The organism is Syntrophorhabdaceae bacterium (assembly GCA_028713955.1).
GTDB lineage: Bacteria > Desulfobacterota > Syntrophorhabdia > Syntrophorhabdales > Syntrophorhabdaceae > UBA5609.
The window spans coordinates 1-13,640 of the sequence record JAQTNJ010000069.1; the positions used below are offsets into that span (position 1 = coordinate 1).

General features: G+C 49.2%; 14 protein-coding genes. 2 read left to right on the forward strand and 12 right to left on the reverse strand.

The features are described from left to right. Positions 1-252: 252 nt before the first annotated feature. The 11 genes from PHU49_07630 to PHU49_07680 all read right to left on the reverse strand — a co-directional run bounded on the left by PHU49_07630 (position 253) and on the right by PHU49_07680 (position 10,082). A complete protein-coding gene (locus tag PHU49_07630; protein MDD5243873.1) occupies positions 253-480 on the reverse strand; it encodes a hypothetical protein in 228 nt (75 codons plus the stop codon). Between the two features lie 341 nt (positions 481-821). Next, a complete protein-coding gene (locus PHU49_07635; protein ID MDD5243874.1) occupies positions 822-1,697 on the reverse strand; it encodes an oxaloacetate decarboxylase in 876 nt (291 codons plus the stop codon). Positions 1,698-1,794: 97 nt separating this feature from the next. Beyond that, complete coding sequence (locus PHU49_07640; GenBank protein MDD5243875.1) at positions 1,795-2,298, reverse strand: 3-isopropylmalate dehydratase small subunit; 504 nt, start codon at positions 2,296-2,298, stop codon at positions 1,795-1,797. Beyond that, on the reverse strand, positions 2,295-3,554 hold the full coding sequence (gene leuC, locus PHU49_07645; GenBank protein MDD5243876.1) for a 3-isopropylmalate dehydratase large subunit: 1,260 nt from the start codon (positions 3,552-3,554) through the stop codon (positions 2,295-2,297). Before leuC ends, PHU49_07640 begins: the two co-directional genes overlap by 4 nt. A gap of 58 nt (positions 3,555-3,612) precedes the next feature. Then, the gene (locus tag PHU49_07650) at positions 3,613-4,725 is read right to left on the reverse strand and encodes a PrpF domain-containing protein (protein ID MDD5243877.1); all 1,113 of its coding nucleotides are present in this window, start codon (positions 4,723-4,725) and stop codon (positions 3,613-3,615) included. A gap of 64 nt (positions 4,726-4,789) precedes the next feature. Further along, the gene (locus PHU49_07655; protein MDD5243878.1) at positions 4,790-6,103 is read right to left on the reverse strand and encodes a TRAP transporter large permease; all 1,314 of its coding nucleotides are present in this window, start codon (positions 6,101-6,103) and stop codon (positions 4,790-4,792) included. 7 nt (positions 6,104-6,110) lie between these two features. Then, on the reverse strand, positions 6,111-6,599 hold the full coding sequence (locus PHU49_07660; GenBank protein ID MDD5243879.1) for a TRAP transporter small permease: 489 nt from the start codon (positions 6,597-6,599) through the stop codon (positions 6,111-6,113). Positions 6,600-6,665: 66 nt separating this feature from the next. After that, entirely contained in the window at positions 6,666-7,751 is a 1,086-nt protein-coding gene (gene dctP / locus PHU49_07665; GenBank protein MDD5243880.1) for a TRAP transporter substrate-binding protein DctP, read from the reverse strand. Between the two features lie 48 nt (positions 7,752-7,799). Next, positions 7,800-8,393, reverse strand: coding sequence for an XRE family transcriptional regulator (locus tag PHU49_07670; GenBank protein MDD5243881.1), 594 nt, complete (start codon positions 8,391-8,393; stop codon positions 7,800-7,802). Between the two features lie 144 nt (positions 8,394-8,537). Next, on the reverse strand, positions 8,538-9,350 hold the full coding sequence (locus PHU49_07675) for an alpha/beta hydrolase (GenBank protein MDD5243882.1): 813 nt from the start codon (positions 9,348-9,350) through the stop codon (positions 8,538-8,540). A 288-nt stretch (positions 9,351-9,638) separates the two neighbouring features. After that, complete coding sequence (locus tag PHU49_07680) at positions 9,639-10,082, reverse strand: GNAT family N-acetyltransferase (protein MDD5243883.1); 444 nt, start codon at positions 10,080-10,082, stop codon at positions 9,639-9,641. A 471-nt stretch (positions 10,083-10,553) separates the two neighbouring features. Here PHU49_07680 and trkA point away from each other — a divergent pair, with 471 nt between their 5' ends. Then, complete coding sequence (gene trkA / locus PHU49_07685; protein MDD5243884.1) at positions 10,554-11,897, forward strand: Trk system potassium transporter TrkA; 1,344 nt, start codon at positions 10,554-10,556, stop codon at positions 11,895-11,897. 15 nt (positions 11,898-11,912) lie between these two features. Continuing rightward, positions 11,913-13,349: a TrkH family potassium uptake protein gene (locus tag PHU49_07690; protein MDD5243885.1), complete on the forward strand. Its 1,437-nt coding sequence runs from the start codon at positions 11,913-11,915 to the stop codon at positions 13,347-13,349. Between the two features lie 70 nt (positions 13,350-13,419). Here the strand turns inward: PHU49_07690 and PHU49_07695 are convergent. Continuing rightward, positions 13,420-13,640 (reverse strand): hypothetical protein (locus PHU49_07695; protein ID MDD5243886.1); only part of this gene is annotated, 221 nt, incomplete at its 5' end.

Here is a 13,640-nt window from a genome sequence, read left to right on the forward strand (position 1 = left end):
CGATCATCTACCTTCAGTTTACCATCAATGTCCTTATGGCAATCCACCTTGTCCCTGTCGTCGGCATACCGCTGCCGTTTATCAGTTACGGCGGGTCATCCCTCCTTTCTACCATGATATCAATGGGGCTTCTCCTGAACATCAGTATGAGGCGGTATATGTTCTGATTTGCCGGAAAATAACCCGATACCTTCTTGTCTTGCTATACTGCGGGCAGATGATATATTTCAGGAACGTTTACCTGGTCTTTTCTTAAAAATCGTCGATAATGCCGTCTCTTATGATATCGGCCCCTTTTTCGCTGAGATAATCGAGAAATATCATTCTGTCTCCATACGAGGGGAGATTGAATTCAATGGTGAAGCTCTCCCAGTCGACCTTCGCCGGCTCTCCTCCCATTTCATTCGTCAAGAACCTGATGAATTCTTCCAAATCTGATTTAGTCAGCAACTTTGCCTCGATGATTGCTTCAGTGCTCATATGCACCTCCTCAAAACTGATGTCTGATCTTTTCGATCGGTTCTTGCAGGAGAGTAAAGCCTTACTCTTCCAAAAATCGATCGGGGCAAGACTGCAATGCAATGAGTGCGCTGCCTTACCGAAGCCAAAAAAACAGTCTTTCTATTTACCGCAATCTGAACAAATATGCAACTGGTTTATCTCTTCGAAGGCCAGCACGCCGAGAGGCGGGCCGGCACCCATATTCAATCACCTGCAGAAAAATGCACGGTGCGAATACAGCGCCGCACCGTGCATGATATGTTAATAAAAATATGAGCTGCCCTTATCTGCCCGGCAAATTTAAACGAGATAACGGGGCTTTATCGATTTAAACCCTCATAGAAAGAGCTCTCTTTTTTCCTCAGGTTGTTCAGGTCCATGAGCTCGTTAAATTCTTGAAAATGGATCATTCTATCCATGAAGCCGGCGGTAGTCCCTTTCGCCATAAGTTCATCCATTACCTGCTTCACGGCCCAGGCAGCAGCATACAGGGCAGAGATAGGGTACACTACCACATTATAACCGATCTCTTCGAGTTCTTTCACGCTCATCATAGGCGTCTTTCCGCCTTCAAGCTGTATTACTTTTGTCGGCGCATTTACCTCGCGGTTGATGCGCAGCATCTGCTCTTTTGTGGTGGGCGCCTCAACGAAGATTAGATCAGCCCCTGCCTCGCGATACCTGTTGGCCCGTTCTATCGCATCGTCTATTCCGTGCACGCCGAGGGCATCCGTGCGGGCCATTATGACAAAATCAGAGTCCATTCTTGCATCCACAGCCGCTTTGAGCTTGGCTACCATATCGTCGGCCTCGATCACCTGTTTACCTTCCATGTGACCACACCGCTTTGGAAAGAGTTGATCCTCTATGAACATCCCTGCAGCGCCGGCCTTTTCAATTTCACGCACCGTTCTCATCACGTTGAGGGTGTTGCCGTGGCCCGTATCTCCGTCTGTGAAAACGGGTATATCGACTGCTTCCACGATGTTCCTTGTATGAGTTACCATCTCCGGCAATGTGAGCAGGGACAGGTCGGGTCTGCCAAGAAGGCATGCCGATGTCGGATACCCGCCGAGCGTAAGCGACTTGAAACCTGCCTTTTCGATGATTCTGGCCGAGGTCGCATCATATGCCCCCGGCATAACAAGGATTTCCTTATCCAGGATCAGTTTTTTAAGCAACGTTGTTTTTTTCATATTATCCTCCAATCGATAATTTTTAGATTTTTATTATTAAATTTCCAGGGATCGCGGACGACCATACCGACAGGTTAAATCCATCGGTTCATGGCCCCTATCCTTTACCTTCCTCGCTCATCTTTTTCATAACAGATTCAACAAGCCCTCCTGCCGTAATCAGATCTGTTACAAATTCAGGGTAAGGAACGGCTGAGAAGACAAGGTTTTTTGTTATATTTCGAACCGTACCCGTCGAGAGATCGATCTCAAGGGTATCTCCCGGATCGCTTGCATCTACTGCTTCCGCACACTCAAGCAAGGGCAGGCCGGTATTGATGGCGTTCCGGAAAAATATCCTCGCAAAACTTTTTGCCACTACAGCCGCAACGCCTGCGCCTTTTATTGTAACGGGAGCTATCTCGCGGGAAGAGCCGCATCCGAAGTTGGTCGTCGCCACAATGATGTCCCCTTTTTCCACCCTTTTTCCAAAATCGGGGTCTATATTTTCCATACAATGTTTACCCAACTCCAGCGGGTCGGTAATATTCGCATATTTAGCAGCGATAATGGCATCAGTATCGATATTTTTGCCGAACTTATGAACTTTTCCACGGATCATCGGTCAACCACCTCCCTGGGATCTGTAAGCCTGCCGGTAATGGCGCTGGCTGCTGCTACCGCCGGATTGACAAGATATATCTCCGAGCGGGGGCTTCCCATCCGGCCTATGAAATTCCGGTTTGTTGTAGAAGCGCATCTCTCTCCTGCCGCCAGTATACCCATATGGCCTCCCACACAGGGACCGCACGTAGGGGGTCCTACAACGGCACCCGCCCTGACAAAGACCTCTACGAAACCTGCCCGAAGCGCCGCCAGGTAGACCTCCTGCGAGCCGGGTATGACGATGCACCGGATGTCCGGATGCACCCTTTTGCCGCGGAGTATCCGGGCGGCATACTCAAAGTCTTCAAGGCGGCCGTTTGTACAACTTCCGATCACAACCTGATCCACCTTTATGTCGTTTACCTCGCTGATACTGCGGACATTGTCGGGACTGTGAGGTACGGCAACCTGAGGCTCAAGTTCTGACACATCATACTCAACTATTGATGCATAGTCGGCATCGCTGTCTGTCGTATAGACCTTGTACGGCCTTGTTGTCCTTCCCGCTACATAGGCCCTCGTTTTATCGTCCACAGCGACGATTCCCGTTTTGGCGCCCGCTTCTATGGCCATATTCGCCATCGTGAACCTGCTGTCCATCGACAACTCTTCAATGGCCTCTCCGGTAAACTCCATGGCTGCATATAGCGCACCGTCAACCGTAATACGACCGATGGTGTAAAGGATCAGGTCCTTTCCGGTAACCCACGCAGGGAGCTTTCCCTTGTAGTTAAATTTAATGGTCGGCGGAACCTTCATCCAGATCTCGCCGGTAACCATCGCCACAGCGATATCGGTAGAACCCATACCCGTTGCAAAGGCACCAAGCGCTCCGTATGTACATGTATGCGAATCGGCGCCCACCACAACATCGCCGGGCAGTACCAGCCCTTTTTCAGGCAGGTAAACGTGCTCTATCCCACCATCGATTGCCTCTACAAACAACAGGCCGTGTTTTTTTGAAAATTCTCTAAGCCGCTTGATCTGCTCCGCAGCAGCGACATCTTTATTGGGAAAAAAGTGGTCCATGACAAAGATGACCTTGTGTGGATCAAAGGGTTTTTTTGCACCCATTCTCTCAAACTGATCTGCGGCAATATGGGCTGTAAGGTCGCTTGCCATTACCATATCTACCTTTACATTTACAAACTCACCAACCTTAACCGATTCTTTCCCGGCATGGGCCGACAGTATCTTTTCCGCCAAAGTCATTTAATCCTCCTCATAGGGTTTCGCCTGTGACGCGACAGGACTACCCTCTTTCCGACCGTCACACATACACATAGCCTTCCATGATCCTTCTCGCGGTCCGGTACATTATGGCCTTCTCCAGATCGAATGTTCCGCCTTCGTCACGACAGCGCACATCCACAGAGATAAGGCCTGAGAAGTGGCCGATCGTCACCGTTTCTTTGTCTTTATCTGCAGGTGAGATAAACTCGTTTGCGATCGAACCCTTTAATTTGGTAGCTACCCCTGTCGTGACACAGCCTGTTCCGGGATAGGCCTTGTGCATCATTCCGGCAGCGTATATCTTCGACATAATAGTAACGCCTTCCGGTTTCATGGGCTCTCCGGTGATAAAGTTCGTCCACGGTACAGGTTCCTGGACCAATGCCAGCATCGGCATGAAGGCGCTCTTCCCTTCCAGCTTTGCCAGGCGGGCCGCTTCGAGGCGTATCTGTTCCAGGGATTCTATCAATTTCCTGTCCGCGTCCATATCCCTTGCCAGTTCCGTCCCTTTGAGACCAAGATCCCGGGCCCTTACAAAGACAACCGGCGTTGAGACATCGATGATGGTGGCCTCGATCTTGCCCACGTTCCTGACATCGAGCACATCCTTCCTGTTTCCCGTCGGCAAAAGACTTCCCGTCAGGATGCCCGCAGTACCTGAATAGTCCAGGGATATCTTCGAGCCGGTGCCCGGCACGCCGTCAATTGCGTAGTTACCTTCGTAGACTGCTTTACCGGCGCGTGTTTCAAATTCAAGACCGAGATACTTTCCCACGTTCCTGCAGAAAACCCTCACAGTCGTTCGTGACCCCTGAGCCCTTACCAGTCCTTCGTCCACGGCAAAGGGACCCACGGCTGCGGATAGGTTGCCGCAGATCGTACCCCAATCGATGATCGGTTCCGTGACGCTGGCCTGTCCGAAAATATAATCCATGTCTGCATCTTTGCGGCTGGGCGGCCCCACAACGGCCACCTTGCTCGTCAGTATATCGGCACCGCCGAGTCCGTCTATCTGTCTCTTGTCGGGACTCCCCAGGACCCTGAGGACTGTTTTTGTTCTTTCCTCGATGTTTTCGGGCAATTCATTGTCATGGAAGAAAACCCCTTTGCTCGTGCCGCCTCTCATGATAACGCATTTAAGTTTTGCCATTTTTCCTTACCTCCATTTTAGTCCAAATCCTGCCAACACGCCTCAGTCTCATGCTCCGCTTTCGTTAAGAACCAAATACAAGATTGGGCAGCCACAAGCTCAATTCCGGGAAAATTATGAGGATAAACAGTACGCATAGATCACATGTTAAAAAAGGTATAATCCCCTTGAAGGCATCCTCAAGGGATACCGAGCCTTCGGAAGCAGCCACCGCCACATATACGTTCATCCCGACTGGCGGTGTTATCTGCCCTATCTCGCACATCTTGATGAGAAATATCCCGAACCAGATGGGGTCGAATCCAAGCTGCATAACGACCGGGAAAACAACCGGAATGGTGATACACAGGATTGCCACCGAATCGAGGAGCATGCCGAGCACAAAGTAAAGCAGGACGAGGCTCGCCAGGAATACCGTGCGTGATATGTGGGCATCACCGAGGAAGGCTGCCACGTTGACCGGCAGTTGGGTCACGCTCAGGAATCGTCCGAATATTATTGCACCGATGATAACAAGGAAGATCATGCCTGTTGCCTTCATACAATCTATAAGGGCAGAGGGTATTTGGGTTTGACGGATCCCCTTCTTTACCACAGCGAAAAGAAGGGTGCCGAAAGCGCCTACGGCAGCGCCTTCTGTGGCCGTGAACCAGCCCGCAAAAATGCCGCCCAGAACAAGGGCTGCAAAAAATATTATAGGCCATATCGAGATGAGCGCACGTACCTTTTCGCTCAGCTTGTAACCTTCTTTGACAAGAGGCGCCAGCGTGGGCTTTCTTTTAACCCTTATATAGGTCAGAGCTGAAAAAGCAAATGCCGATATGAAACCGGGGACGAACCCTGCCATGAACATCCTGCCGATCGACTGTTCAGTCAATATGCAGTAGATGATCATCAAGCCGCTTGGTGGGATCAGAGTGGCAAAGGTACCGGCAGAACTGATCGTGCCTATCGAAAGCCTTTTGTCCATTCCGCGCTTCAGCATTTCCGGTAAGGCAATTTTTGTAAAGATACCTGCGGTGGCAAGGGAGGAGCCACAGATCATTCCGAAGAATGCGCATGCAAAGGTTGTGGCAATGGCAAGGCCGCCGTGCAGCCTGCCCAGAAGCTTGCTCATGGCCTCATACACCATTGCCCCTATGCCGCCGTTCAGGGCGAAGGACCCCATGAGAAGAAAAAGCGGCAAAGGACTGAGATCATAGGAAGCTGCCACTGCAAAAGGGCTCGATCCAAGTATATCGAGGCCGCCTCTTGCCCCCATCAGAAGACACATACCGGCGCCTCCGACAAGACTCAATGCCAGCCCTATGTGGAGACCTGAAAAAATGAGTACAAGAAGGGCGGCTACGCCTGCGGTTCCTACAAGTGTCGGATCCATAACCATCTCAATTCCTCTTGTCGGTTATCGTTCCTGATTTTCCTCCAGGTCGCAGCAGACTGACGATCAACTGGATCAGGAACATAACGAACCCGATAAAAACCCCGGCCTTTGCCCAATATACGGGCATCTGAAAATCTGCGCCGGGCAGGGCTTCCCGAATGCTGTATGAATCGTAGAAGTTAAGCGCAGTCTGCCAGGACATCACGGCCACGGTTATAACCGCCAGGATGTAAACAAGTATCCTGACGATACGGGCCGCCCCGGCCGGCAGCCGCTTGACTACCAGTTGCGCGGAGACATGCTGCCCTCCCTCTTCACATGGAGAAAATCCGGCAAACACGGAGAGGGCAAGAAAAATACCCACGATCTCTATGACACCCTCAATCGAGGCACCGAAGACAAACCTGCTTACCACCTCGATCACCAGGAGGATCATGATGAGGAATATCAGCAAGCTGCCTATTGTTGCCAGTATTCTGTTACGGATCGTCATTTCTCCACCTCGCTATCTGCATAAGCCGTTGGTATTTCTTAAGCCTCCGATACGTATCAGAGGTTGCTACTTTGAATATTTTTCAGCCAGCTTCTTCGCCCGATCCATCAAGGCATTCCCCGGCTGTTTTTGTTCTTCAGCCTTCTTGACCCATTTTTCCAGCGACTCTTTTTCGCTCGCAGCGGCCCATGCGTTTACTTCCGAGACCGGAAGGTCAACAACAGTGGCTCCCGCGCTCTTCATCTTGCCTCTGATCTCAGCTTCCAGCGTCTTGATATCGCCCGCGAGCCTTTTCCCATATTCCTTACCTACATCCGATATCACCTTCTGTACCTCGGGACTCAGACTGTTCCATACATTCTGATTGATCGTAATAAGGGCTACAGAGCCGGTAAATTGAGGAACGACGAGGACCGTATGCTGTTTGCCGATCTCAAAAAGTCTGTATTTAAAGTAGGAGATAAAGGCTGTGTAGTTCGCCTGGACAGCACCTTTCTCCATTGCCGAGTAAATTTCCGTTCCAGGCAGGAAGACCACTTTGGCACCCAGCGCCGTCATATGCTCTGCGTCATAGCCGCCTGCACAGCGGACTCTCAGACCCTTCAGATCGTTCAGAGATTTAAGCGGCCTCGGTCCTCCGGCAGCCATCTGACCAAAGTAATGAATAGCGACGAGCTTCTGATTGTATACCTTCAGGGAGGTCTGCAGCTCCGGAGATTGCTCGTATAATTCGGAAAAGAATTCAGCCTTTTTTACAGGGTCGACAGGGCCGAGGATGAAGGGTTCACCAATGCTCCACAGTGTCAGTTCCCGGGGAAAGTACGGCACAAATATGTATCCCATATCTGCCGCTCCCGACTGAACCCCCCGAAGCGTTTCTCTCTCCTTCAATAATGATCCGGCAAAATAATTTTGAAACTTCACCGCGCCCTTTGTTCTTTTTTCGATCTCACCCGTGAGCCATGTCATGGCCTCGCCTTCAAGTCCTCTTTGAGGAGTATAGATGGCAAAGCGAATCGTCTTGGTTTCTCCGTAGGATGGAGTTGTTCCTGCAAAGAATAACGCGAGGACAAGCGCACACAATATCAAATAGCTTCCCCAACCTTCAATCAATCCCGAATTACCGTTTCCCAAGGTTCTTGTTCTTTTCATAGGTATTCCCTCCTCTTGATCTGATCGGGTGTCATGGAAACACCCCGATCAGTTTTTTGTGGTAAACACAACCAGAAACCGGCCAGGTTTATTCCCAATGCTCCTTGAGTAATGAGGTTTGCTGGAATCGAACAGATAGCAGTCACCCTCTTCAACGATATAGCTCTTACCGTCATAGACAAATTCCTGCTTGCCTTCCAACATAAAGGTCAACTCCTCTCCTTCATGTATTAATGGTTCTTTCGGAAATTCAAAACCGGCGGTAAGCATAAAGGCATCCATCAATCTATTCACCTTTTTGTACGTCAGGGATTCATACCTGTATTCGGGACTCCCGTTCGGTCTGATGACCGTTCTGCGTTCCGACGGTTTGATGATGGAAAGATGTTCTTCATTCTCCCTCGGAATTTCACCTGTTAGTAAAAAAAAGACATCTATATTCAGTACATATGCTATTTTTGTCAGTGTACTTATCGGCGGCTCCCTTCTCATATTCTCTATCTGAGAAAGATAGCTTTTAGCAAACCCTGTTTTCTTCGCTAATTCTTCTAAGGTAATACCCTGATCTCGCCTTAATGTCCTTATTCTATTAGCTATGGACTTCCATATCTCTTTTGTTTTCTGCTCAGCAGCTCTCATCATAATAATGTATATTACACTATCAGCAAACTTTGTCAATAAAAAATATACATTTTTTTGCTAAAAGAAGACTATAAACCTTTAAAGATGGAAAATGCTGGATACTGAAGAGCTGAAGCTAAAAGAAAAGGGCGGCCTCTTCACGCCTCAGGCTAAGCATGTCACAGACTGGCGGTCCTGTACGTCTCCTTTGCCTTTGTGTCTCGCCATGAAATCCAGGACAGTGCGGGCATAGTCCTCGGGTCGCTGCTCATATGTGTTGTGGCCGCATTTCGGAAAGACAGCCAGTTCTCCCTTTTGAAGGTGGCGGTACAAGGTAACCGACTGTTCTACGCGGAAGATCGCACTGCGGTCAGGATAGATTACCAGGGTGGGACAGGTGACCAACGGCAGGGCGGGACGGAGGTTAAAATATTCTACGCCGTACGCGCCGCCGTATTTGACAAATTGATTGTAATTGACCTCTGCCTTCTCTCCGTGCCATTCAACCATCTTTGTCTGCAGCCTGGGTTCCAGGTCTGTAAAATTTGCCGGAAATTTCATCTTGTTGAGTTCAATCATGGTCACTTCGCCGTAGCATTGGGTGCTGGCAACGGTCAGGGTCTTCACCTCCTGTGGATATTTGACTGCGTAGTCGACGCCGACAACGCCGCCTTCACATTGCCCCACAAGATGGCACTCCTTTATGCCGAGGATCTCTTTTAATGTCCTCAACTCCTCCACGCTCTCCGGCCGGTAGCGGTCAGTTTCATAAAAGACCTGGAAATCATCCCCCCGTTCCGACCTGCCGTAACCCCGGCGGTCGTATATGACCACCTTGTAACCCTGAGCTGTAAATCTCGGATGAATATCATTCCAGATCCTGGTACTGCCGAAACCATGATGCATGAGGATCATTGCCTCACCCTCGCCGTGGACCTCATAATAGACCTGGAGATTATTGATTTTCACAAATGGCATGGACAACTCCTTAGGTTTTTATTAATGACAAACTCGCCATTATTGTCCCGTAAATCGACCGGATTCTCAAGCAATATTTCACAACTTATCGGACAAAAGAAGCCGTAGATAGTATAAAGGAGCCGTAGATAGTATATCGTATATAGTATATCGTGAACTGCAAAAACACTCTTTTCCACTTACGTCTCACGAATTACGGTTATTCTCGCCGAACGCCGAACGCATTACGCCGAACGGGTTTATCAGAACCTCGATATACGAATTACGATATACGATATACGAATTCCCTTAGATGTCCAGTTGAAAATTTATCATGTCGCCGCGTTTGAACCCCATCTTGTCGAAAAACTGGAGGAGGTCCCAGTCTTTCCAGTGAACGAATACATAGATCGTGTCAACGCCGACCTTTTTAAACATTGAGTAAAGCTCTTTGAAAAGAAGCCGTGCAATCCCTTTCTTCTGGTACTCTTTCACAACGCCGATAGTATCGATCCACCCCACACTCTCAGGTATCCCGAATTCCCACCCGCTGGCGCTGCCAAGAATAAAACCAATGACCTTTCCGTTCACCTCTGCTGCCAGAGACGGGACGCCGGACGTCTCCGCGTGTTCGAGCCTGGTCTCCCAGTACTCCCTTCTCTTTTTACCCAAAAGAGAATAATCAATCTCGGTTACCGCATCAAGGTCTTTTATCGTTAAAATCCTCAATTTAACCGGTTCCATCAAATCCATAAACCCCTCCCCACCTTTGTATCCTTTTATGTTTTATTTGTGTTTTATCTGTATTTTACCTATCTTTCCTACCATGAAGTATAGCAGTGGAAACAGACTTGTCAAGAAATTGGGGATCTTTTCTCAAAGCTTTTGTATACAAAGGGAATTGCGGAAACGGGTATGGGCGTCGCATATGTCGTGTCCTGTTTCTCAACGGGCTGTTTAGGAAATGCTTTCTGATTACTTCCTGTCTGGCAGCTTCCTTTGTGACCTCGTCATCGGTTATGGCAAAATCCGTGCGGCATGGTAATCATACAAAAGCTTTCCGCTAGAAAAAACAAAAACAGGACTCAGGGTGTTTCACAAATGGTTTACGCAAACAATGCCCGTACCTGCCTTAAAGATCGATTTCTTTCCCTTGTTGTTTGACAATATGAATTGTTTTTTGCTAATGTGTCTTTACTATTTTTCGTACAGGAGAGTGTACCGGTGAAGATCATCATCGTTGGCGCGGGTGAAGTAGGATTCTATCTGGCAAAAAAACTTTCTTTCGAAAAACATGACCTGGTGATCGTCGAGGAAAACCCTGAACAATGCAAAAAAATAGAGGAGATGCTCGACATCTCAGTCGTACGTGGCAGCGGTTCTGACCAGAAGGTTCTGAAAGACGCCGGCATCGATGATGCGGACATGCTTATCGCGGCCTCCGGGGTAGATGAGGTCAACATCATCGCATCCATGATCGCCTGGAAGTCAGGCGTCAAACTAAAAGTTGCACGGGTACGCAATCGTGACTATTACAGCCCCGATTCAATCCTGAAGCAGAAAGACCTCGGCATTGACCTTTTTATCCACCCGGAAGATGAGGTGAAGGACGAGATCGTCAGCCTTCTCATGCGGGCAACTGCTTCAGAGATCGTTTCCTTTGAAAACGGAAAAATACTCTTTGTAGGGCTGAAACTGGACGAGCAGTGCCCTTTCCTCAACCTTCAGCTCAAGGATATGACATCAGAAGAGATGAGGAGAAAATTCCGCATCGTGGCAATCCAGAAAGCAGACAGGACGATCATCCCAACAGGCGATGACTATATCAACAAAAACGACCAGATATTTGTCGTAACACGTGAAGAGAACCTCTCCGATCTCCTCGCCATGACAGGCAAATCCAACGCCAAGCTTGAGAAGATCATGATCCTCGGAGGCGGCAAGATCGGCAGCGCTGTTGCCGCAAACCTTGAGGATAAGGGTCTTGACGTAACGGTTGTCGAGTCCGACAAGGAAAAATCCCTGAGGCTCGCGGAAGAGCTCAAGAGGGCCACGGTGGTGCAGGCTGATGGGGCAGAGATTGACATACTCGTAAGAGAAGGCTTGCGAGATGTTGACGGGTTTGTCGCCGTTACCTCCGATGACGAGACAAATATCATCTCCTGTCTCCTTGCCAAGCATCTTGGGATCAGAAAAGTGATAGCCCTTGTCAGCAGGTCCGACTATATACCCCTCATGAGCGTTATCGGAATCGACTCTACGGTAAATGTACGCCTTGCTACCGCAAAAGCGATCTTGCGATTCATCAGGAGGGGCGACATTCTCTCCGTCGCACTCTTTCATGGCATAGAGGCGGAAGCCATAGAGTTCGAGGTAAAGAAAGGGAACAGGCTTTCGGGCAAGCCCCTGAAGAAGCTGAGTCTTCCCGATGGGAGTCTGATTGCGGCAATCGTCCGCGGCGAAGAGGCCTTTGTGCCCCACGGCGACCATATCATTGAGCAGGGCGACAAGGTGATCTTTTTCGCATTGCCTCAAGCGATCCGGCATCTCGAAGACAAGTTTTCCTGAGATGAGAAATAATTCATGAGATTATCAAATATCTTTTACGTCCTTGCCCGGCTTTGCCTTCTACAGGGTTGCGCTTTGCTTGTCCCCCTTGCCTTTGCCGTCTATTATAACGACGGCATGATCCTGATCTTCTCTGCGCTGGCTGCCGGACTGTTTCTGTTGAGTCTTACAACAAAACTCTACCGCGAACTACCTTCGGAACTGACTATCCGTGAAGGATTCCTGATCGTTACATTGTCCTGGCTTGTTCTTGCCCTCTTCGGCTCTATTCCCTTTGTGGCGTCAGGGTACATAAGCGGATATATCGATGCCTTTTTTGAAACCATGTCGGGTTTCACCACAACGGGCGCTACCATACTGACCAATATTGAACGTCTGCCGAAGAGCCTTCTGGTATGGAGGAATATGACACAGTGGCTTGGAGGAATGGGTGTCATCGCCCTGGCTGTCGCAATCTTTCCCTTTCTCGGCGTCGGCGCCACCCAGCTTTTCAAGGCTGAAGTACCGGGGCCGACAAAAGATAAGATCTCTCCCCGGATCAGCGAAACAGCAAAGATCCTCTGGTGGGTCTACGTTGCGTTCACCGCAGCAGAAACATGCCTCCTGATGGCAGGAGGCCTTAATTTTTTCGAGTCCCTTTGTGTGGCCTTCGGCACCATGGCCACCGGCGGTTTTGCTCCCCTCGATTCGAGCATAGCCGGGTATTCCCCTTACATCCAATACACAGTGGCCTTCTTTATGCTCATGGCAGGTATCAATTTCAATCTCCACTACTGGGCTCTTAAAGGAAAACCTTCATATTACATAAAGAATTCCGAATTCCGGTTTTTCCTTTCCATTATCGCAATCTCTTTTGTGTTCATAGTAGTCACACGGCTCGTATCGGGTTCGAACCTCTCAGAAGAATTGCTTCGCAGTTCTATCTTTCAGATTGTTTCCATCATTACAACAACGGGCTTTATTACTGCCGATTATGAGTTATGGCCTTTTGTAACCCAATTCGTCCTTTTGCTTCTGATGCTCGTCGGTGGCTCCTCAAGTTCAACAGGCGGCGGCATTAAAAACATCCGGGTCTTGATCCTTTTTAAACAGATCGGTTCAGAATTTAAAAAAAGTATTCGTCCACGAGGGGTTTTCCCGATAAAAGTCGGTGATAAAACCGTTTCTGAAGGGATAGTATCCAACGCGGTAGCCTTCATTGTTCTCTACGGCATGATCTCCCTTGGCGGAGTAGTAATAATGACGATGCTGGGGCTCGATATTGACAGCGCGATCGGTTCTGTTGCCGCGACGATCGGGAATGTAGGACCCGGCATAGGCTCTGTCGGTCCCATAAAAAATTATTCCCACATACCTGACGCAGGTAAATTGACATTAAGCTTTCTCATGCTTGTCGGCCGTCTCGAGATCTATACGGTACTCCTGATCTTCTTTCCACGTTTCTGGAAATAAGGCAACAGGTCGTATGGTTCTTTTCCGTGGGACTATGAACTAACAACCATGAACTATGAACTGCTTCAGATTACCAGCTATGCTCAATTGCGCCTGGTTCACAGGCTGCCTGACAGGGAAGTTTTGCCGGTCTGTTTGAGGCGGGCTTATGTGTTGAGGCGGGCTTACATGGTCCGCAGGCATATTTGATCTTCTTTCTCTGGTCCTTTGCTACGGCAGCGACAGGATTTTCAATGAGCGGATCGTTCTCGTCTTCGCCAACCACAAAAACGCCGGCGGGGCATGCCGTTA

Bases quoted from the DNA above. Each gene is read 5' to 3' on its own strand.
- PHU49_07640 (MDD5243875.1), bottom strand. From the start codon at position 2,298: ATGATCCGTGGAAAAGTTCATAAGTTCGGCAAAAATATCGATACTGAT.
- dctP (MDD5243880.1), bottom strand. From the start codon at position 7,751: ATGAAAAGAACAAGAACCTTGGGAAACGGTAATTCGGGATTGATTGAA.
- PHU49_07660 (MDD5243879.1), bottom strand. From the start codon at position 6,599: ATGACGATCCGTAACAGAATACTGGCAACAATAGGCAGCTTGCTGATA.
- PHU49_07630 (MDD5243873.1), bottom strand. From the start codon at position 480: ATGAGCACTGAAGCAATCATCGAGGCAAAGTTGCTGACTAAATCAGAT.
- leuC (MDD5243876.1), bottom strand. From the start codon at position 3,554: ATGACTTTGGCGGAAAAGATACTGTCGGCCCATGCCGGGAAAGAATCG.
- PHU49_07655 (MDD5243878.1), bottom strand. From the start codon at position 6,103: ATGGATCCGACACTTGTAGGAACCGCAGGCGTAGCCGCCCTTCTTGTA.
- PHU49_07690 (MDD5243885.1), top strand. From the start codon at position 11,913: ATGAGATTATCAAATATCTTTTACGTCCTTGCCCGGCTTTGCCTTCTA.
- PHU49_07680 (MDD5243883.1), bottom strand. From the start codon at position 10,082: ATGGATTTGATGGAACCGGTTAAATTGAGGATTTTAACGATAAAAGAC.
- PHU49_07670 (MDD5243881.1), bottom strand. From the start codon at position 8,393: ATGATGAGAGCTGCTGAGCAGAAAACAAAAGAGATATGGAAGTCCATA.
- PHU49_07635 (MDD5243874.1), bottom strand. From the start codon at position 1,697: ATGAAAAAAACAACGTTGCTTAAAAAACTGATCCTGGATAAGGAAATC.
- PHU49_07675 (MDD5243882.1), bottom strand. From the start codon at position 9,350: ATGCCATTTGTGAAAATCAATAATCTCCAGGTCTATTATGAGGTCCAC.
- PHU49_07650 (MDD5243877.1), bottom strand. From the start codon at position 4,725: ATGGCAAAACTTAAATGCGTTATCATGAGAGGCGGCACGAGCAAAGGG.